Source organism: Aliiroseovarius sp. F47248L (assembly GCF_023016085.1).
GTDB lineage: Bacteria > Pseudomonadota > Alphaproteobacteria > Rhodobacterales > Rhodobacteraceae > Aliiroseovarius.
Map to the genome: position 1 here is coordinate 357,827 of NZ_JALKBF010000001.1, position 20,377 is coordinate 378,203.

The following is a 20,377-nucleotide window of genomic DNA, read 5'->3' on the forward strand; positions in this document are numbered from 1 at the left end:
TGGCGAAGGCGAAGACCAATCCAACGCCTCGTACTGCGTGGAGCCCCGCAATGCAGGGGCGTGAAGGGTATAGCCAGTACCGCTTCCGGGCGCCCGGAAGTCCAGTGATTTTGGAAGAAGGGCGGATTGCGGTCATTCGCTACGTCATGGGATTCAGTGGCGCGGCGCCATCAAAGCTGCCATTGAAGTAAAACAGAATTTGATATCTTGTGACACGCCGTCGTCAATTTTCTTCGTTCACATCAAACAAGTCTTGCAGATCGTAGACATCGACTTCGCCGAGTTCGATCTCGTGATATAGGCTGTCCAATTCACTCTCCACAAACACAACTTCTTCATCCTCGGTACCAAAGCAATGCACATCGAGCGTGACGGTCGTGCGCACCTCGAGCTCTTCGTCAACTTCGATCATGCGACCACCCATCCCGAGAGACTCTTTGTCGACGCTATCCCAGATCGAGAAACTTAGCTCGACAGGAACCTTCACCACTAGGCTTAAAGGCAAACTGACAACCACTCTCAGAATTTCTTTATCACCGGTTTCCGGCAATTCGATGAAATCGATTTCATCTTCGCCGGGCCACTCCAAACTCTTGAGTTCACCCGCCCAAGTATACAATTCGACTTCCCCATGTGTTGGGTGGGCATTGGCGGTAAATTCGAGACGTTCCACTTCTGCAGAAATATCGCTCTGGAGTTCTACTAAGCTGTCCTCGCCTTCTTGAAGCCATGTCGAAATCGTCGTTCTTAGGCCTAGCGGAGCGTTGGTGATAAGGGAAAGTGCACGTTCAATTTCGGGCACCAAGTACAAACGACTAGATTTTTCACAGAATTCTTTCCAGTCGCCGTCCTTTGAGATCACCAGAATGCCTATGTTGCGTTCAACTGCAACTCGTTCAAGGGCGTTGAGCGCCAAAGCATCTGGAAATTCAGCTTTCTTTCCTCCCGAACCGAAGGGCGGTTCACCAGAAAAGTAACCATCAAAGATGGTCGCAATACTCACCAAATCCGTATCGTTGAGCACCTCACAACCTGTGTCTTTGATATATTTGTCCCAGCGCTGATTGGAAGCTTCAAGCGGCGTTCTCCCACCAGAAATTTGAGCAAGTAAGGCCTCCCGTTCAGGTTGGTTCGTTTCAAACGCAAAAAGTGCTTTTCCAATCGACTTCTTTGCTGATTGCAGTGCTTCGGCTGCTGCTTTTTCAAGATGGGTTAGGACTTCCTTTGCGACAGTACCGGATAGCAAAAAATCGAATGGGCGATCTTTTAACCCGGCCAAAGCCTGCATTGATGCCGAGTTAAGCTGTAGACGCTTTTGATCGAATATGCTGGTGTCGACTGAAATGGCAGTAATACGGCTTTCCGCCAGCAAAGCCGCAAGTTGATCGTCGCTCAGAATAGGCATGTCAAAGACCTCGTCGTACGGTACAAAGACTGCACTATGGGAATTGGAGCGAGTAAACGGAATCGAACAATCGCCACGTGCTTGGGACGCAAATGCTCTACCATTGAGCTATTCGCGCATTGAAGCTTGATTAACACCGCGTCCCATCACAATTTAAGGCCATAACGCTAAGCCAAAGCAATCTGTGTATCTTTCTGCGGCACACGCTTGCGCGCAGGAAGATCGAAGTGGACAACGCCGCGCTGACGCATGTCCATTAACAGCTTGTTCAGTTGTGTTCGCCTAATCGGAACGGTTTCCATCGCAATGTTGAACATTGGGCCAGGAAAAGCGTGGCTACGACCTCGCAGGAAGTCGACGATAACGGTTTCTGCGATGTCTCGGTTCGCCTTGCAACCAACCCCCTTTTGCTCCTGCTGGAACGCCGCAACGTCTTCTGCTGAAAACAGACTGATTTGTGGATTGTCGCCTTCGCGAAGGTTGTGACGCATTTCCATTTCTTGTTTTTCGACTTTCTCTTGAACGTCTCGGAAGACCTCAAGACCCTTGGGGCTGTGCGTGCCGAGGATCAGCCGCATTTTCACGCGCTCTTTCTTCGGCACCATGATTGAGAAGTCAGGAACATAAGTCGCGATTTTGTGCGACCGCATCGCCTCTTTCATCAGGTGTAGCATCTTTCGTTCGTTGCCCCAGTCACTGGGCAATTGAACAAATTCTTCAGCCCACTGTGCATCTGCAAGGAATCTCCCAAACGATGCCGCTACCTCTTCATACTCAGCGTGACGATTGATGTGGTCAGACATGAAATTCAGCATGAATTCCCCACCTTGACTGCGAAGGAAGCGGAACACCTCTTCGTTTCGAATATTCCATCCGGTTGGGTCAATAAATGTGAACGTGAAACCATCAGGCAGTTTTGCAGCGATACCGTCCAAATTGTCTTCGAACGCACCTTCGAAGATGTGAATTTCGAACCTACTTTTCGTAGCAGCGTATTCGCGCAGACGAGCAACAGCGTCAGGGCGCTGTTCACAGAAGCAAAACCTGATTTTCAAACCGGCGACGCCATTTTTACCGAGATCGGCACGCACAGCTTCGAGAGTGTTGATGGCTTGGTCGAACGAGGCGTCGGAATACTTCGCTTCGTCGGATACCTTCCAAGGTCCAGCGAAGGCGTCAACGAAATTAAATGTCTGCGAATGCCCTTGCAGCGTCTTATAGGCTGCGGCTTGCAGGTATTTAGTCAAAAATTGATGTTTGATGAACGATTGTTCTCGATCGCGATAAAGCTCTACATCTGCGGTCATTAAATTCTTTCACTATTGTAACTCAGCCATGATCGCTTTGGGAACAATCTGCCATGGGAACCCATTCCACTCTTCACCTTCAAGGGTCCGCCCCCCAGATTTCGGTCGCGCACCGCCCCATTGCTTAAAGAAGAATGCTACGTCGAAATGCTCACAGGCGAGACGTAGTTCGGTTGCCCATGGGGCCTCCATAGGACGCGCTCTAGGCCCGCTCTCGCCGCCGACAATTGCCCATGCGATACCTGAAAGGTCCACCTCGCCAATTGGCCCCAACAGCGGCTCAAACGAAATGAACCGCGCGTCAGAATTAATTTGGCGAAGGTGTTCGATCCGGCTTTTGTGCCCGCTGTCTTCGACAGAGACACCGAGCCATATGTGTGACGGTACACTTGCGCCTTCGTAACGGGTCTTGACGTAGTTTCGCATTAGTGAAGAACGCTTTGTTAACACCTGATAAACATGCCAATCAGCAGCTTCCATTGCGTCAAAAACGGCGTCGATATGCGATTTAGGAATGTCTTTGTGAAATAAATCGCTCATCGAATTGACGAAGATCATGCGAGGTTTTTTCCATTGCGCGGGCTGGCCTAGGCGAGACGGCCACAATCGTAGATCGAAGCCTTGCTCATAGGGGTGCCCCTCGATGCCGCGCCAGCGTTCTGCAAACCGCTCTGCATAGCAATTGTCACAGCCAGGGCCGATTTTTGTGCAACCCGTAACTGGGTTCCACGTCGCATCTGTCCACTCAATTTCGGATTTCTGTGCCAAGCTACTCGATCCTTTTTGTGGGTAAGTCTAGAGTAGAGTGGGCGATCAAGGAACTCATTTTCTAGCTGAATTGCCAAAAAGTGAAACACCTCGATAGGACCTCTGTGGTCTAGAATTGACGGTTTGAAGACGAGATTGCTGCACTCTGAATGAAGGTCAGCTTCTGTGAAGTGGTACAGCCTAACCGCCGATCACTCTCAACGTCAGCAAAGGGCCGCCCTCACCGCTGCTGAACGGCCCTGGCACCAAGATGCTGCGTGTGCTCCGATGACAGCAACGAGCCCATTTTGACCGATGCTGCGCTATGGCCGAATGTCGGCTTCTTCAGTCCCGACCAAAAACCGTGACAATAATATATGGAGTTCTCCATCGGACTATGGCGCTTGAAATATCAAATGTTCCACTTTGCTGTTGGTTGCTCTTGAGCATTCTCTCAAGGTAGTTGGTGATCACTTCGTTAGACGCTTTCGTTGTCGCAGAAACAGATTTTCGGCTGGGCGTGACAATCATGATATTCGACTAATGCGTTTGCTGCCAGACAGGTAAGTCCTGCGCAACTGAACCATCAATAAGGTCTCTTTTGCGTGTCCCAAGTGGATGTTAACGCGATTCCCAACCCGGTTTGCACAAAGCACAAAGGTAGAAAGAGTTTCGACCACTCCGAGACAATAAACACTACGTTGTCCTTCAGCTACCAGTGGTTGACTATAATGCAACAGTGCCACGAAAATCCTCTCCAAACATCCTAGCATGAGGCCGAAGAAAAGTTCATTCTCGCACCGTAACTTAATTGGAAAATAGGCAGGTTGGATATGCACTTAGCAATATCTCAAATTCACTCAATTGGCCGTCGTTTTGCTGTGATCGCGGCGTTGGGGGCCGTCGCTTTGACGTCGGGTTGCGGGTCGATTCGTGACGATAACTTCGACCGTTCATCGGAGTTCAGAGATCTCGCAGCGCAGATTGACCTGACGGCGCCGAGTGATGTCAGCAGCCTTCAGGGCAAAGCGACCTATAATGGTGTCGCCACGGCTGATTTTGGAGGGTTCGAAGGGACCGCTGACGCAAAACTCACTGCAGACTTCGATACACAAAAAATTGAAGGCAGCATGACGTCATGGAAGGATCAAGATCCCCACAATTATGAACTGCGCGGACAGATAGATTTGACGAATGGTCAAATTGCCAACGATGGTAGCTTTATGTCTCAGATGGCAGGCAACATCGAACGCGATGTCGCTGGCCCCAATCAGTCCCCTACGCCTACTCTGCTGATCTTTGAAGGTGTTGCTGCTGGTCAAATCTACGATTCGGTGGACGGGGCATCCGCCAGCCATCTGAAGGGCTCGTTCTCAGGCGGGGGCGTTAATGGAGTTTTTGTAGCTGGCCAATAAGAAGGCCCGTTCGACGGAAATCTGCGAGGGGTCTGACAAAATGCCTAAGCAATGTCAGTTCCTTCGCTATTCGATATATGGTTGATCGGTCAACCTGATACGACTCCGACTTGGCGCGTCGCCAATCGCATCAATCTTCAAGTTTGCTAAGTGTGCGTTGCAAAAAAAATCTCTATGCAATGGCTTGTGCAGATCTATCTCCTTGAATCGAAATGACGATTATCTGGTCAACGCAGGCTGTTGGTTTGAGAGCAGCGCGGCAGGGCGGATGATCATCTAAGTGCCCTGAAGTAGCTATCCGATGTTTGTCCATGATTGAGTTGAAACGATCCCTGCCAACTCAGATCAAAAGCGCCAAGCCTTCAGATCAAGGCCCAACAGGATTTGATTCTCTTCGTAGAGGTCGATGTTTGAATCGTTAAACTGATAACCGACGCTCGCTATGATGTGTTCGTTTATTGGCCGTCTCACCATCAGAGTATATGTATGGTCTGTTCTGGGTTGCCCAAAATGTGTGCCACCCCCTGCTCGGTTGTAATCAAACGAAATTGATGTGGTTTTTCCGAAGACAGGTCGGGTCAGAGTAATGTTAGCCCCGCTTAGCGTGGTGTGACGTTGCTCGATGTGTTCTCCCCATCGGATGCCAGTATGGACGGCGCCCACCCCTTTCACTGCACTCAGCAAACTGAAAGAGGCTCTAGACTTTGTGTAATCTTCACGAAACCCTCTCTCGAACGCAATGCTCGCTTCGTGATGACCGAGAACTGATGAGAACATCTGAGTTCCTCTGATAGATGCATACTTTTCTTCAGTTTCGGATGTTTTCTTGAGGTAGCGATAGCCACCGCAACTGTTTATCCATGTCCATCTTGCGACATGGGACTGCAAGCAGGTGCTGGCGTTGATACCTGTTTTGTCCAGATCATGTTCCGGCGCATATTCATAGCTTGCCGCAATTTTGAATGTGACAGTTTGTTTGGGTGCTAAACTGTATAAACTGTAGCCTGACGCAGCTATTCCCAGAGTTATTCCTTTTTTCGCAACACTTTCTTCATCAACAATGAAGTTCAAGTCGCCAATAGCAAATTCGGAACCGGGTAGCCCGTTGTTCAGATTGCTATCATACCCAAGAAGTGGCTTGATTGTGGAATCCGCCGCCAACTTTCTAGGTGATTCACCTTTCCGATGCGCCAATCCGTCACGTTTCATAAAACTGATCAGATATCGCTCAGCGCCTTTGGGACGGGTTTTTACAAGAGAGTAGAATGCCAGCTTCTCGGACCCAGACATCATTGATGACCGCCAAACAGAGAGGTCAGCCCCGAATCCTGGTGCATTGAGCAAGCTGAGGGAGAATACACAAGCGAGGAGGATTTTTGGTTTCAACTTACTTCTCGGGTGGGCATTCTAATTATACAGCGGAAGAATGACTTCTTAACCGCCCGACGGATTTCGCCATTTCTTCAGCCGAACGGATATCATGTCGGTACACGTAAGCCAAGTATCCGGCTAAAACTATTGATCAGTCCCGCTAAAGTTGGTGCCGTTGTCGCTGACCACCATGCGGGAGTAACGAAGCGCGATAGCGGTCGTTAGCGTAGCAGTAGCGAAAGCTCACTAAGTCCCGCACCCCGGACCTCTACCGGTCTCGCAACCGTGCAGCCGCAGCGAATGGCGGGTTCGGGGAAGCTGCACCGCGGCGACGGGAACGCCAGCGGACGGCAGCTTTGGGCCGTCACTTTTGATGTGGGAAATCCTGCCAGCTAAGAAGCAATTTTTCGGCTTCCTGGTGGTCTGGTTCAAGTGAGGCTGTGGTCAAATCTCGTATGAGCCAGCCCGCGCGTGACATCCACCCAAACATTTCCTGAAGCTCCGTCCAGGTCAGGCTGTTGCTCCTCCCACCAAGTTCTACAGTGAGGTGAGCGTCGGTGTCTTCTGGACGAATTTTTGCGGTGATCCCAACAAGACCATGACAAATCTGGTTCCTGACGCAAAGAGATTTGCTGAGGTGCGCCGAAAGCACCTCGGCTAGTTTTGCGGCCCGCTCTCGTCGAATGTTGCGGTTCTGCAATTGATAAGACCAGAGTTCGAGCCTTCGGCCGATGCCGTGAGGATGCTTCGACGAGTGGTCAGTCTGCAGCACATCCAATGAGTCCGATAACTCCCTTTCGATCTGCGACCACAAGAAAATCAGCGAGCCAATCGCCCCCTTCATCTGTTCAAAGCTTACGGTATTGTCGTTATTGACCATCGTGGGATCAGCTTCGCCGCCATTTCCGCCTGACACAAGTGCGCGCAGTATGCAAATGTCTGGTTTGGTGAAGCTGCGCCGCAGCAATAGACCTTATCGGCAATGGCCGGTCTGGGCCGCCCGTGAAGACGGCCCGATTACGTCAGATTTCGATGGCCTCAGCGATCGCCAGTGCATCTTCAAGTTCAACGCCAAGGTATCGCACCGTGCTGTCCATCTTCGTATGTCCGAGGAGAAGCTGAACAGCACGCAGGTTGCCTGTCTTCTTGTAGATCTGGGTCACCTTTGTCCGCCTCATCGAATGCGTGCCATATGCGCTCGCTTCTAGACCGATCGAAGTGACCCAGTCGCGGACGATCCGCGCATACTGGCGTGTCGAGATGTGCAGACGTTCATGGAACCGACCCGGCCAAAGGTACTCCGAGCCGATCATGAGCTCATCTTCCATCCACTTCTCGACTGAGGCGCGTGTACCTTCGGATATCTCAAAGCGCACGGGTTTCTGTGTCTTGCTTTGCAGGACGGAGGCGCGCTCTTTGATCTGACCTGATGCCATTACATCTACGACTTTCATCGTCACCAAGTCACAGCCGCGCAACTTGCTGTCGATCGCCATGTTGAACAATGCGAGGTCGCGATGATTTTCGGCCAATTCAAGTCGAACACGGATTGCCCAGACATGCTTCGGCTTCAGCGGCCGTTTTTGACCAACGATGCGGCCTTTGTTCCAGGCAGGGCGAAGTGCCCGAATGGCTGGTAGGTTTGGTGTTTCCATGACTGATCCTCCGATCCGCCATGCCCTCCCACAACGACAACCCGACGTTGACGATGCCACCATATCACAGGATGCTGCGTCGTATCCGAGGTCAGCTTGGAGCCCATTTTGACCTTGATCCACAAGCGGATACATAAGGCTATCGAAGTGCATTCAACTGGCTGCACGTGGCTTTTCTGTCGAGAGGAGCGGAAATGGATAACAATCCGACCACCGGACAATGCCTCTGTGGCGAAGTAAAATTTCGCATATCGGGAGAGTTTGAGAGCTTTTTCCTGTGTCATTGCGCCCGCTGCCGTAAGGACAGTGGCTCAGCCCATTCGGCAAATCTTTTTTCGTCCGCTGCCAAAATTACCTGGGTTTCAGGCGAATCACAGATTAAGACGTTCCAGCTATCCGGGTCATGCCACGTAAAGAGCTTTTGCTCTCAGTGCGGGTCAGCGCTTCCGGTTTCCCAGCCGGAGATTGAATTGCTTGTGGTCCCGGCAGGGTCGCTCGACAGCCATTTAGACATGCGACCGAACGCGCATATCTGTTGTTCCAGTCGCGCGAACTGGGACAACGACCTTGCCTCCATTGAGAGTATCGAAGGGCTTCCGGCCTGAACGGTCGAGCCGATGATGCAACTCTGAAAACAGCCAGACGACAAATGCGCGAAAGTCCGCTCCGTCCGCACAGTGTGAGTTCGTTGGTGCTGGAATTTTGCAGTCGCAGCGGATGGCAGCTTTGACGGGCCGCACTGCAGCGATGCGATCAACGGTTGGAGGTCGGCTTTGGGCCGTGAGCGGCTATTTACGTCAAACCCTCTATATGGCCGCAATGCGGGACGAAGCAGGCATTCGCTGCACCTGCGCCAATGACCGGTTTCGGCGATTGGCGCAGAGCGATCCAAGTCTGATCGAAATCAGGCCGGCGCTTCCTTTGCGCCTGTCATGAACGCAACCGCGTCGGACATGGTGTAATCTTTCGGATCGATCACACACAGACGTTTGCCGAGGCGATGAACGTGGATGCGATCAGCGACTTCGAACACGTGCGGCATGTTGTGGCTGATCAGGATGATCGGGATGCCGCGCGATCGGACATCAAGGATCAATTCCAACACACGGCGGGATTCTTTGACGCCAAGGGCCGCTGTGGGTTCATCCAAGATGATCACCTTGGACCCGAATGCGGCAGCTCGCGCCACAGCCACACCCTGACGTTGACCACCCGATAGCGTCTCGACCGCTTGGTTGATGTTTTGGATCGTCATCAGGCCGAGCTCTGACAGTTTGTCACGAGCGACTTGCTCCATCTTGGGGCGATCCAATTGGCGCAGCCATTTGCCGCGAAAGCCGGGTTTGCGAATTTCGCGGCCCATGAACATGTTGTCGGCAATGGACAGAGCAGGTGACATGGCGAGGGTCTGGTAGACCGTTTCGATCCCTTCTTTGCGGGCATCAATGGGGGACGTGAAGTGGACTGGTTTGCCTTCAAGAAACACCTCCCCTTCGTCGGGGATGACGGCCCCGGAGACGGCTTTGATCAGTGACGACTTACCTGCCCCGTTGTCGCCGATCACTGCGAGGATTTCACCGGGATAGAGATCGAAGTCACAGTGATCCAGTGCGGTTACTTTGCCGTAGCGTTTGACCAGCCCGCGGCCCTTGAGGATGGGTTCAATCGACCCATTCGCGATGTTTTCCATCAAAGTCATGCTGAAACCTTTCTGATCCACTGATCTACTGCGACAGCACCGATGATGAGCGCGCCGATAAGGAGGAATGTCCACTGTGCGTCAGCACCGGCAAGGCGCAGGCCAAGGGTAAAGACACCAACGATAAGGGCACCAAACAGCGGCCCCATGATTGACCCGCGACCGCCGAACAAAGAGATGCCGCCAATCACAACAGCCGTAATGCTTTCGATATTCAGCAGTTGGCCGGATGTCGGGCTGACAGACCCGATGCGGCCAATCAGCGCCCACCCTGCGATGGCACAGATGAAACCTGTGAAAGCATAGACAGAGATCAGCGTGAATTTGACGTTCACACCTGAAAGCTGTGCCGCGTCTGGGTCATCACCCACCGCATAGATGTGGCGGCCCCAAGCGGTGTGCTTAAGAGCATAGGCGAGGAAGGCAAAGATCAGGACCATTGCAATGACGCCAAAGGTAAATGTGGCCCCGCCCCGCCCGGCTTCGTCCGCGCCAACTTTGAAAGTCGTCCCAAGGAACTGAAGCAAAGGCGCATTTTCCTCGATGTCTTGCGCACGGATCGTTTCGTTAGCGGAATATAGGAAGTTAGCAGCCAGAACGATCTGCCACATGCCGAGAGTGACAATGAACGGCGGGAGCTTCATCACCGCCACAAGCCAGCCGTTGAACGTTCCGATCAACGTCCCGAACGTCAAGCCAATTACAACGGCGATCTCAACCGGAATACCGTATCGGAACGTAAACTGCCCCATGATGACGCTGGACAGAACTGCGATTGCCCCAACGCTGAGGTCGATACCCGCGGTCAGGATCACGAGGCTCTGAGCAGCAGCAACGATGCCGACGATCTGCACTTGTTGAAGGATCAATGTCAGCGCGAAGGGAGAGAGGAACCTCGACCCCAACAAAAGCGCGAACAGGATGATTGAAACAAGGAGGACGAACAGCGGCACAAGTGCAGGGTTCACATGCAAGGCGTGTTGCAACCTCGCGAGAAAGCCTTTGCGTTCGCTGAACGAAGCCACTGTATCTGCTGCGGGTGGCTTGATTGCGGCTTCAAAATCGTCGGCGTTGCCAGACATTGTTCGATCCCCTTGTGATGAATTGGATATCATGCAGGATCATATCCCGCTTTGGAAAAAGGGGCGGGAAAATTACCCGCCCCTAGTGTTGCACCTATGAAAAGATGCGGGAGGTTTGGCTTAGCCCCAGCAAAGGTCTGTGCCTTCGGCAACAGAAATGCTTTCCACGCCGTCGGCTGGCTGATCTGTGACCAAAGCAACACCTGTGTCAAAGAAGTCCTTGCCAGGCGTGTTCTCAGGCAGTGTGCCATCAGCTGCGTATGCCGCAATGGCTTCAATACCAAGGGCCGCCATGCGCAGTGGGTACTGCTGTGACGTTGCGCCGATCACACCGTCGGCGATGTTCTGAACACCAGGGCAACCGCCATCTACGGATACGATTAGAACATCGTCTTCACGACCAATGGAACGGAGTGCTTCGTATGCGCCCGCAGCGGCCGGTTCGTTGATGGTGTAGACAACGTTGATTTCTGGATCAACGGCGAGGAGGTTTTCCATCGCAGTACGACCGCCTTCTTCGTTACCGGCTGTTACGTCGTTGCCGACGATGCGCGCATCATCTTCGTCGCCCCATTTGTCAGGGTCGCCAAGGTCAATGCCAAAGCCCTGCAAGAAGCCCTGATCGCGCAGAACGCCAACAGTCGGCTGGGAAACAGCAAGGTCAAGCATAGCAATTTTCGCGTTTGCCGCGTCGTCGCCAAGCTGCGCCGCAGCCCACTGGCCGATCAGCTCACCTGCAAGGAAATTGTCTGTCGCGAATGTCGCGTCAGCCGCGTCAACCGGATCAAGCGGTGTGTCGAGTGCGATAACCAGAAGGCCCGCGTCACGTGCCTGTTGAACAGCGCCAACAATGGATGATGTATCGGACGCCGTCAGCAAGATACCGGATGCACCGTCAAGGATGCAGGTTTCAATCGCGGCCACTTGTGTTTCGTGGTCACCGTCAACCTGACCAGCAAAGGAACGAAGCGTGATACCAGCCTCGGTAGCAGCAGCTTCTGCGCCTTCGCGCATTTTGACGAAGAATGGGTTGGTGTCCGTTTTGGTGATCAGGCACGCGGAAACGGCGTGGCTGTCAGCCATAGCGGAACCAGCAGATGTAATGGCAGCAAGAGCAGTGCCGATGAGCAACTTTTTCATGATGTCCTCCCAGACAAGTAATGAGTCAGAGCCTCCACCCCGACGTTATTGCGACCGGTATTTCCCGTCGCTTGACCCTAAGAGACGTGATTCTCAATCATCTGTCAATTAGTTAGTTAAGTTTTCTTATTAATATGTTTACCTGCATTATATGGCTGTTATGGTGCACGGTATGGAAGATGGACTCATCAGATCAATCAGCACCGGTCTAAGCCAGAAGGGCGTTCGCGATCACAACGAACGGCTCTTATTGTCGCTGTTGCAGCGTAATGGTCCGATGCCAGGAAGCGATCTTTCGAAGCTGGCCGCGCTATCTCCGCCTACGGTCTCAAGTATCCTTCGACGCCTTGAAGGTGAAGGGATTCTCGAACGTGGGGACCCTGTGCGGGGCAAGGTCGGCAAGCCGTCGATCCCGATGCGATTGGCTTCGAATGGCGTGTTCTCGTTTGGCCTCAAGATCGGGCGCAGGTCGACTGATCTGGTGCTGATTGATTTGAATGGCGAGTTGCGGGAAGAACGGCAATTGACATACCCCGTGCCCGTTCCAGCCGACATTTTTACATTCCTTGAGGACGGTGTGCGAAGCATAACGGATGCGATGGACGCCGAGCATGCCAAGCGCATTTGCGGCATCGGGATCGCGGCCCCCTTCGAGATGTGGAACTGGCCCGACCCATCCATGGACATGTCAGCAGCAATCGCACCTTGGGAAGGCATTGACCTTAAGGCAGAAGCGCAGTTGCGAACGCAACTGCCTGTGCTCTTGTTGAACGACGCGACTGCAGCCTGTCAGGCCGAACACACCTACGGTCGCGGCAAAGAATTTCGGGACTACGCCTATTTCTTTATTGGCGCATTTATCGGCGGCGGGATTGTCTTGAACAACTCGGTCTTTGAAGGGCGCAAAGGCAATGCGGGCGCGCTTGGGTCACTGCGCAGCATCGGGCCTAACGGTGAAAGCATGCAGTTGGTCGATATGGCGTCGATCCATCAATTAGAATTGCGCCTTCGCGAGGTCGATCTTGATCCGCATCAGCTGTGGTCTGACCCAGAAAGCTGGCACAACTTGTCACGCTATGTTGACCCCTGGCTGGGCCAAACCGCCCAAGAACTTGCCAAAGCGGCCTTGTCCACATGTTCCGTCATCGATTTCGAAGCGATCTTAATCGACGGCGCCTTCCCTGCCAGCGTTCGTGACGATCTTGTCAGCCGCGTCCGCCGATACGTTTTGACCCAAGACACCCGAGGCCTGATCCAACCCCGTATCGAAGGCGGCAGCATCGGCGGCAAGGCTCGTGCAATCGGGGCCGCCACACGTCCCATCGGAGCGCAATTCATGATGCAGGCAAGCGTTGGAATGACGGTCTGATTGAACGGTTTGCGTGTGAGGCCCATCGTTCAAAAGGCATACATCACGATCAAATCAAGACAGCACATACATGTTCAAATCGGAGGTTAATATGCGAGTTCTCTTTACAGGCGGCAGCGGCAAGGCGGGAAAATGGGCGATCCGGCACTTACTGGAGCAAGGTCATCATGTTGTGAATGTCGATCAAACGCCTTCAGGGCTCGACTGTCCGGAATTGCTGATTGATCTTTGCGACGCAGGGCAAGTCATCGGGGCCATGTCCCAATTCGTCGAATTCGGGGAACTGGACGCGGGCACCGGCGTCCCCACTTATGACGCCGTTGTGCATTTCGCCGCCATCCCCCGCGTCATGATAGGCACAGACGGCGAGTGTTTTCGCCAGAACACTTTGACCACCTATAATGTGCTCGAGGCCGCAACGAAGCTGGCCATTCCCAAGGTGATCTTTGCCAGCTCAGAAACAACTTATGCCATCTGCTTTGCGGACGGAGAGCTAAAACCGGATTTCGTACCCGTCGATGAAACCCATCCAACCGTCCCTCATGACAGTTATGCCATGTCGAAAGTCTGCAACGAAATGACGGCAAAGTCCTTTCAGGCACGCACAGGTGCCGACATCTATGGGTTGCGGATCAACAATGTGATTGAACCGCACGAATATGCCGAGATGTTCCCGGCCTTTGTTGAGGATCCGGCCCTTCGCCGCCGTAATATATTTGCCTATATTGATGCACGTGATCTGGGGCATATGGTCGATTGCTGCCTAAAGGCAAACGGGCTGGGCTACGAAGTGTTCAACGTTGCAAATGACGATACGTCGGTTGGCATCACGTCGGATGAAATCATCCAGCAGTTCTATCAGGGCGTCGAAGTGCGCGGCGAAATGGGCGCCAACAAGACCTTCTTTTCCAACAAGAAGGCTAAGAAGGTGGTGGGTTTTCAACCAAAACACTCATGGCGGGATACCCTAGAGTAGATCGCAGCTAGCTGACGTTCGAACTAAATGCAGCATAGGTCGAAGAGGGCTCAAATCTGCCATTCGCCGCGGCTTCCTGCAAGGAACCCAAGGCAATCCTGAGCGGCCATTTATTTCGTTTCTGCAATAGTAATTCTCTGCCCGTTGCCGCGGAGATTACTCAGCGGCAACGGGCAGAGAATTGAGTTCCTCACGCATAGCCGATTGCGTCGAGCACCTGATTGATCATGCCCAGTATCTTTTGCGCATGTGCCTTGTCGTCGAGCAGGAGTTTCCGGATGCCTTCGTCCTCTTCGGTTTCCAAATCGTTGTCGATCTCGACAAGCTCTTGCGCCCACATGTCTCGTTTGTCCTGCCATTTTTCAAGCTCGACCACATCCTCTTTCATCATTGGCCCCTGTATCCGGGCTTCGCCTGTTTTGAAGTTAATTCGGACCTGATCAGGGTGGGGCAGGGGGGCAGGCAAATGTGTGATGCCCAAGGCTTCTCTGCGTTGTAATTCCTCATTCCACTCGACCTTGTAGGCAATCGCTGTCTGAACCCACTCATCCGACATTTGCTTGTTTTCGCGTTCCGTTGACCCCAAGAGTTCCGCGAACAAACGCTGAGACCGGTGTTGACCCTTGACCGCATTGACAGCCAGAGCGCGCATCACAGCCTGCGCCATTGGTACGGTCACATTACGGTCGCCGTCGCGCACCGTGATATCGCGGTAGGCTTCGTCTAGAATAATGCCTTTGAGACGTTCTTCATTGAGTTTCGGTTGCTTGTTTTTCGACCCACGTGGCCGCCCCTTGGGATTGCCGGATTGTCCCGGCTTAAACCGTGTGTCGGTCGGAGGTTTGCCATATCCGACCTCATAGTCTGAGGCATGATTATTTGAGGGAAGAGGGTTTTTACCTGTCGTCATTCGGCTGCCTCCTGAACCTGAACAGTGCGGGGCCATCCGCAAACAAGTTGTTCGGCCTCGTCCTTTGCGAAGATCTCCCACCGCGCTAGAATTCGATCACAATAGATTTGATCCAACTCGCAAAGATAAGCCTTCCGGCCGGTCTTTTCTGCCGCAATGAGCGTTGAACCGGAACCGCCAAATATATCCAGAACGATATCCCCACGGCCCGATACATCCCGGATTGCATCTGCAATCATCTGCACAGGTTTTACTGTCGGATGCAGGGCCAACTCTTCCATGCGATTGCCATGACGACTGTTGACGCCGCGATATTCCCAGACATTGGTGCGGTATCGCCCATGTTGACCAAGTTCAAAATTGTTTATGTGCGCCGAAGTGCCTTTCTTGAACACGAAGATTAACTCATGTCGCGAGCGGTAGAACGTCCCCATGCCGCCATTGTCCTTGGCCCAGACAATCAAATTCTTCAATTCGTCATAGACTTTTTGCCCAGCAGCTAGGATTTCTGTCATGTGCCGCCAATCCATACAGACAAAGTGAATCGAGCCGTCTGCGCTATGATCTGCAAGATTGTGGAAGGCTGTCTCCAGAAACGCAGTAAACTCCTCCTGGCACATCTCGCCAGACGCCATGGCGAACTCGCGGTGCTGGATGCAGCCAGAGTTTCCGACATGGCCATCAATAGGCACGTTGTATGGCGGGTCACTAAATATCATTTGTGCCACCTCGCCCTCCATGAGCAAGGACACCACATCTGTGTCCAAGGTGTCACCGCAAATCAGTCGATGTCGGCCCAGTTGCCAAATATCGCCTGGCTGAACCCGACCAGGTACATCCATTGGTATGATGTCATCATCAGGATCTCCGGGTTCTTCTGGTGCAACAGTATCCAGTATCCCATCGATTTCGGGGATGGAGAAACCAGTCAACGAGACATCGAACTCAAGGTCACTCGACATCAACGCGCCGAGTTCTGCGGCCAGGAGATCGTCATCCCAACCCGCATTAAGCGCGAGTTTGTTATCTGCCAGCACATAGGCCCGCTTTTCGTCATCGTTCATGTAATCCAGTCGCAGACATGGTACTTCGCGCATACCCAGCAGCTTTGCGCCTGCCACACGGCCGTGACCCGCTAGGATCGTGCGATGCTCGTCAACTAATACTGGATTGGTAAATCCGAACGCCTCAATGCTGTCAGCAATCTGACGTACCTGCTTTTTTGAGTGGGTCCGCGCATTCCGGACCCATGGTTGGAGATCGCAGATCGCGATCTGTTCTATATTCTTCCGGGTCATTTTGACCTCCTGCTCAACGCTGCGCCACTCGGTCGACAAAACCGCCACCGAAACAAAAAAAGGACGCCCGTGCAAACACGGCCATCCTTTATGGGTTAAACTACCCGACGCGGACATAACATGAACATTCAAGAATTACAAGCTTGCAGACGTTGAGTCGAATGCCATGCCAAGGCAGCGACCTGGTTGCTTCTAGCAGTGCAGGCAAACTTGCCGTCTGTATTCAGCTGTGAACTCCATCTGAACTTATCCCTGTTATTGAAAGGCCTTTCCCTGAAACGGAATGATATTTCCCTGTTTTTTCAAAACAGGGAACATGATGCTAACCCATTGTACCCACTCCTTAAATCAGTGCTGGAACGCCATAAATGAGCTCAAGCAATGCCAAATTAAGCCAGTTTCCCTGTTATTTCCCTGTAAACAGGGAACAACGGCGAGAGACTGGCGCGCTCAAGACTGTACGCACAGCCAGTCAATTCTTCAAAAACAGCCGATGCGATTGTCTCTTGAGGTTGTGGCAGTTTTTCAGCGAGTTATGGTTTCGCCCACTCAACTCAGGCCGTCCACATCCCGCAAATAACCTCTAGTAAACCAAAAAGCCTGAGGTCGAGCTGTTCGCGACACGACTATCAGGCGTCAAAGTTCAGGGAGTCTCGATCAGAGTGTCTTGATCTTGCCAATAACCCGAGAGTGTGTGTCGCACCTACCAGTCAGGTGTCTAGCCCAAGGGCAGTTTGCGTCGAGGACTTTGCGGATGATGCCCGGGGCAAGGAACGACAGATCGACCAGTGTCCGTCGCAGGTTTCCGGATGCATATTCTGCCTATGCTGAGGGAGAGTTTGGGCTGTTTGCGGGCAAGACTGTCGCACGTTTAAGCCCCGCTCGGTAAAAAGCTGTTCAATCCAATCCAGCCGAACCAAGAATGGTCGCTAAATCGTCCTGACTCTGCTGGCGCGCGCCCATATCTAGGCCGCTTTGAATGTGTTCGAGGTGAGATATCAGCCGTCGCTCAGCCTGTTCCGGATTTTGGGACTGGATCGCGGCCAGAATTTTTCTGTGTTCATCATCCGGGCAACTTGCGCCTTCTGATGATCCAAAAAGGCCAACAATCAGTGAGGTGCGCGTGACCAGCTCTCGCATCATACGGGAGATGAACTTGTTTCCGGTCGCTTGGGCGAGTTTGGTGTGAAATTCGCCAGACAGTCGAATGATCTCGGTCCGCTCATTCTTTTGACGGGCAGCATCTTCTAGTGCGATGTGATCGGTGAGAAGGGCCAGATCAATGTCACCGGAACTATGGGCCAACTGCCGAACGAGCGGCGGTTCAATCAACATACGGGCGGCAAAAACGTCATTCGCTTCTGACTTGTCCGGACAAGCGACATAGGCGCCGCGATTCGAATGCAGATGGATGATTCCTTGGCTTGAGAGCAGCAAAAGCGCCCTTCTGACGCGCATGCGTCCGACGCCAAAGGCTTCGCATAAGCGCGCTTCGCTTAACTTGGTATTGGGCGCCAAACGTTGCTCCATGACGGCCCTATAGATGCGCTCGACGATCAAAGATTCATCGGGTGCCGACAGGGATTTTGTTGTGTTTTCACTGCATTTCTGAGGGTTTGAGGGCACAAGATGACTTTCGATACGGATTGATCAGGCAGCATATAGTAAATGACATGGTTTAACCTGAAGCAAGTGTAAGCCTAACTGTCGAAACTTGTCGACCAATTAACAAAATTTGTTGACAAGAATTGTTAACAATCGTGAAGTGACCTAGCGGCATGCATGGGATCTCCATCTAACTGCTGGCCAAGAATGGCGCCCAAGGCGCCGAAATAGAATTCAACGGGAGTTAAGAATGCAACGTAGAACACTTATGAAGGCAGCCCTGACCGCTGTGACCTTTACGGCGCTTCAGGCCACAGCGGCCTTCGCTGAAAACCCAGTGTTGAAGATCGGCTTTGTTGGCGTGACCAGCGGGCCTGCTGCTGCCTGGGGTATATCAAACCAGCGCTCAATGGAAACACGCGCGGCCTGGATCAATGAGACCGGCGGTTACACCATTGGCGACACGACCTATGACATCGAAATCGTGTCTTTTGATGATCAGAAAGACCCCAAGCGCGCAATTGCGGGTATGGAAAAGATGGCTCAGGAAGGCATCCACTATGTCGTTGGACCGAATGTCGACGACGGTGCAGCGGCCGTCCGTCCAGTGGCTGAATCCAACGGGATCATGTATTTCCCGTACGCTTTCCCCAAGTCGCTGTATCAAGCACCGGCGTCCAATGCCATTTTGGGTATGGTTGCCAACTATCAGTCCGGTCCCGCCATTTACAAACACCTGATGGAAAACGAGGGCGTCAAGACCGTTGCCTTCATCGCTGCGAATGAATCCGACCCACTCAGCCAGCGGGATGGCGGCGCGGAAGCGGCCAAAGCGCTTGGGCTTGAGGTGGTATCGGACAACGTGACCTATCAGGTCGACACCACGGATTTCACGCCGGTCCTGACGCCGGTGATGCGCACACAACCTGACCTTCTGGTGCTGTCCGGTGTCTCGCCTGCGAACGCGCCACAGCTGATCCGCTCGGCTCGCGAACTGGGTTTCCAGGGTCTGATCTCGACAGAAACCGCGCAGGACGCAGGTGTTCTGGCTGAGGGTGCCGGGGATCTGGCAAACGGGTTCATCTCGGTTGGCGGCGCTTCGACACCCGAGTTGGCCTCGCCCATGATGAATGAATTTGTGGAGCGCTACACCACGATGTTCGGCGAATACAACGACGAGTCCAACACCAAAGTCTATGCCCTAGAGTACATTCTGGAGACGCTGAAAGCCAATCCAGCAGCGATCGATGATGTCGAGGCGTTCAAGACGACCATGGACAGCTTTGAGGCACCGAACCCCTATATGAATGTTGATGCGAAGCTGCGCTATGTCGGCACAACATCCTTTGGCCAGAAGCGCCAGGTCGCGGTGCCTTTGGTGGTGAATGTCTATCAGAACGGTGCATTCGAGACGCTGTTCGTCGCCGAAGTCGACTAGGCTTTCCTCCCTGCTGTCGGGCTTGTCCGGCGCAGAAACTTCCCGGGCCACAATTGGCCCGGGACCCTTCACTGAAAGAAAGCCTCGATGGAACAGATACTGGCTAATGGCGTCTACCTGGGGTCACAATACGCGATGATCGCGCTTGGACTGACCCTGATCTTTGCCCTGATGAACGTCCTCAATTTTGCCCATGGGCAGATGTATGTGATTGGTGGTTTTGTTACCTACACGTTCTATGGCCAGTGGGGCGTTCCCTTCGTCCTGGCCCTTGTCATGTCATGCGTGACATTGGCGATCCTCGGAGCATTGATAGAAAAATACCTGTTTGCACCGGTGATCAGAGGTTCTGCACGTGAAGAAAGCACGATGCTTCTGGCCGCCGGCATAGCCTTTTTGCTGGATGCTTTGATCCTGATCATCTTCGGGGAAAAGCAGCGCGGTGTTCCGAAAATCGTCGATGGCGTCTTCAACTACGATTTCCGACTGATCATGCCCTATGATCGAATACTCATCTGCTTTCTCGCCATCTTGTCAATCGTCGCCTTTATCGGCCTGATGCAATACACCAAGACCGGGCGTGCCCTGCGTGCGCTGGCTCAGGATCGGACGGCGGCTCAGTTGATGGGGGTGAATGTCGACCGCTACTCGATGATCGGCTTTGCGCTTGGGGCGATGCTGGCGGGCCTTGTGGGCGGCTTGCTTGTCACCATTACCGGCGTGAACCTCGGCATGGGTGGACCCACATCCATCAAGGCGTTCATGATGGTGATGATCGGCGGGGCCGGAGTGATTTCCGGTGCGATCTGGGGCGGGGTCATCCTAGGTTTCATGGAGGCCATAGGCCTCGCTGTCCTGTCGCAATATGGCGACATCACCTATCTGCTGATCTTCGTCTCGCTGATGATCTTTCTCGCCATCCGGCCGCAGGGCCTGATGGGCAAACCGTGGGGTTGATGG

17 protein-coding genes are annotated in these 20,377 nt (G+C 53.0%); 5 read left to right on the plus strand and 12 right to left on the minus strand.

Annotation, left to right across the window (positions count from 1 at the left end):
• Positions 1-223 precede the first annotated feature (223 nt).
• The 3 genes from MWU51_RS01860 to MWU51_RS01870 all read right to left on the minus strand — a co-directional run bounded on the left by MWU51_RS01860 (position 224) and on the right by MWU51_RS01870 (position 3,480).
• The gene (locus tag MWU51_RS01860; RefSeq protein ID WP_247033895.1) at positions 224-1,405 is read right to left on the minus strand and encodes a PIN domain-containing protein; all 1,182 of its coding nucleotides are present in this window, start codon (positions 1,403-1,405) and stop codon (positions 224-226) included.
• A 167-nt stretch (positions 1,406-1,572) separates the two neighbouring features.
• Complete coding sequence (tcmP, locus tag MWU51_RS01865) at positions 1,573-2,712, minus strand: three-Cys-motif partner protein TcmP (protein WP_247033897.1); 1,140 nt, start codon at positions 2,710-2,712, stop codon at positions 1,573-1,575.
• 12 nt (positions 2,713-2,724) lie between these two features.
• Positions 2,725-3,480 carry a phage Gp37/Gp68 family protein gene (locus tag MWU51_RS01870; protein WP_247033899.1) on the minus strand — a complete coding sequence of 252 codons (756 nt, stop codon included), beginning with the start codon at positions 3,478-3,480 and terminating at the stop codon, positions 2,725-2,727.
• An 812-nt stretch (positions 3,481-4,292) separates the two neighbouring features.
• On the opposite strand from MWU51_RS01870, the gene MWU51_RS01875 reads away from it, so the two are divergent.
• The gene (locus MWU51_RS01875) at positions 4,293-4,874 is read left to right on the plus strand and encodes a hypothetical protein (RefSeq protein WP_247033901.1); all 582 of its coding nucleotides are present in this window, start codon (positions 4,293-4,295) and stop codon (positions 4,872-4,874) included.
• Between the two features lie 345 nt (positions 4,875-5,219).
• Here MWU51_RS01875 and MWU51_RS01880 read toward each other — a convergent pair whose 3' ends face one another.
• The 6 genes from MWU51_RS01880 to MWU51_RS01905 form a co-directional block, all read right to left on the minus strand.
• Positions 5,220-6,167 (minus strand): hypothetical protein, encoded by a 948-nt coding sequence (locus MWU51_RS01880; RefSeq protein WP_247033903.1) that lies wholly within the window; start codon positions 6,165-6,167, stop codon positions 5,220-5,222.
• Positions 6,168-6,609: 442 nt separating this feature from the next.
• Positions 6,610-7,125, minus strand: a complete 516-nt coding sequence (locus tag MWU51_RS01885; protein ID WP_247033911.1) for a hypothetical protein — start codon at positions 7,123-7,125, stop codon at positions 6,610-6,612.
• Between the two features lie 142 nt (positions 7,126-7,267).
• On the minus strand, positions 7,268-7,900 hold the full coding sequence (locus tag MWU51_RS01890) for a tyrosine-type recombinase/integrase (protein WP_247033913.1): 633 nt from the start codon (positions 7,898-7,900) through the stop codon (positions 7,268-7,270).
• A gap of 904 nt (positions 7,901-8,804) precedes the next feature.
• The gene (locus MWU51_RS01895; protein WP_247033929.1) at positions 8,805-9,599 is read right to left on the minus strand and encodes an ATP-binding cassette domain-containing protein; all 795 of its coding nucleotides are present in this window, start codon (positions 9,597-9,599) and stop codon (positions 8,805-8,807) included.
• Complete coding sequence (locus MWU51_RS01900) at positions 9,596-10,681, minus strand: ABC transporter permease (protein WP_247033931.1); 1,086 nt, start codon at positions 10,679-10,681, stop codon at positions 9,596-9,598. Before MWU51_RS01900 ends, MWU51_RS01895 begins: the two co-directional genes overlap by 4 nt.
• 120 nt (positions 10,682-10,801) lie before the next feature.
• Positions 10,802-11,821 (minus strand): sugar ABC transporter substrate-binding protein, encoded by a 1,020-nt coding sequence (locus tag MWU51_RS01905; RefSeq protein ID WP_247033933.1) that lies wholly within the window; start codon positions 11,819-11,821, stop codon positions 10,802-10,804.
• 172 nt (positions 11,822-11,993) lie between these two features.
• Between MWU51_RS01905 and MWU51_RS01910 the strand changes: the two genes are divergently transcribed.
• The gene (locus tag MWU51_RS01910; RefSeq protein ID WP_247033935.1) at positions 11,994-13,190 is read left to right on the plus strand and encodes an ROK family transcriptional regulator; all 1,197 of its coding nucleotides are present in this window, start codon (positions 11,994-11,996) and stop codon (positions 13,188-13,190) included.
• A 91-nt stretch (positions 13,191-13,281) separates the two neighbouring features.
• Positions 13,282-14,166, plus strand: coding sequence for an NAD(P)-dependent oxidoreductase (locus tag MWU51_RS01915; RefSeq protein ID WP_247033937.1), 885 nt, complete (start codon positions 13,282-13,284; stop codon positions 14,164-14,166).
• A gap of 190 nt (positions 14,167-14,356) precedes the next feature.
• On the opposite strand, the gene MWU51_RS01920 is transcribed toward MWU51_RS01915, so the two are convergent.
• The 3 genes from MWU51_RS01920 to MWU51_RS01930 form a co-directional block, all read right to left on the minus strand.
• The gene (locus MWU51_RS01920; RefSeq protein WP_247033939.1) at positions 14,357-15,076 is read right to left on the minus strand and encodes a DUF5681 domain-containing protein; all 720 of its coding nucleotides are present in this window, start codon (positions 15,074-15,076) and stop codon (positions 14,357-14,359) included.
• Complete coding sequence (locus tag MWU51_RS01925; RefSeq protein WP_247033941.1) at positions 15,073-16,449, minus strand: DNA methyltransferase; 1,377 nt, start codon at positions 16,447-16,449, stop codon at positions 15,073-15,075. The genes MWU51_RS01920 and MWU51_RS01925 overlap by 4 nt, the downstream gene beginning before the upstream one ends.
• Positions 16,450-17,271: 822 nt before the next feature.
• Complete coding sequence (locus MWU51_RS01930) at positions 17,272-18,000, minus strand: GntR family transcriptional regulator (RefSeq protein ID WP_348646711.1); 729 nt, start codon at positions 17,998-18,000, stop codon at positions 17,272-17,274.
• 229 nt (positions 18,001-18,229) lie between these two features.
• On the opposite strand from MWU51_RS01930, the gene MWU51_RS01935 reads away from it, so the two are divergent.
• Together MWU51_RS01935 and MWU51_RS01940 are read left to right on the plus strand one after the other, a co-directional pair.
• A complete protein-coding gene (locus MWU51_RS01935; protein ID WP_247033945.1) occupies positions 18,230-19,417 on the plus strand; it encodes an ABC transporter substrate-binding protein in 1,188 nt (395 codons plus the stop codon).
• Positions 19,418-19,504: 87 nt separating this feature from the next.
• Positions 19,505-20,374, plus strand: coding sequence for a branched-chain amino acid ABC transporter permease (locus tag MWU51_RS01940; RefSeq protein ID WP_247033953.1), 870 nt, complete (start codon positions 19,505-19,507; stop codon positions 20,372-20,374).
• Positions 20,375-20,377: the final 3 nt, after the last annotated feature.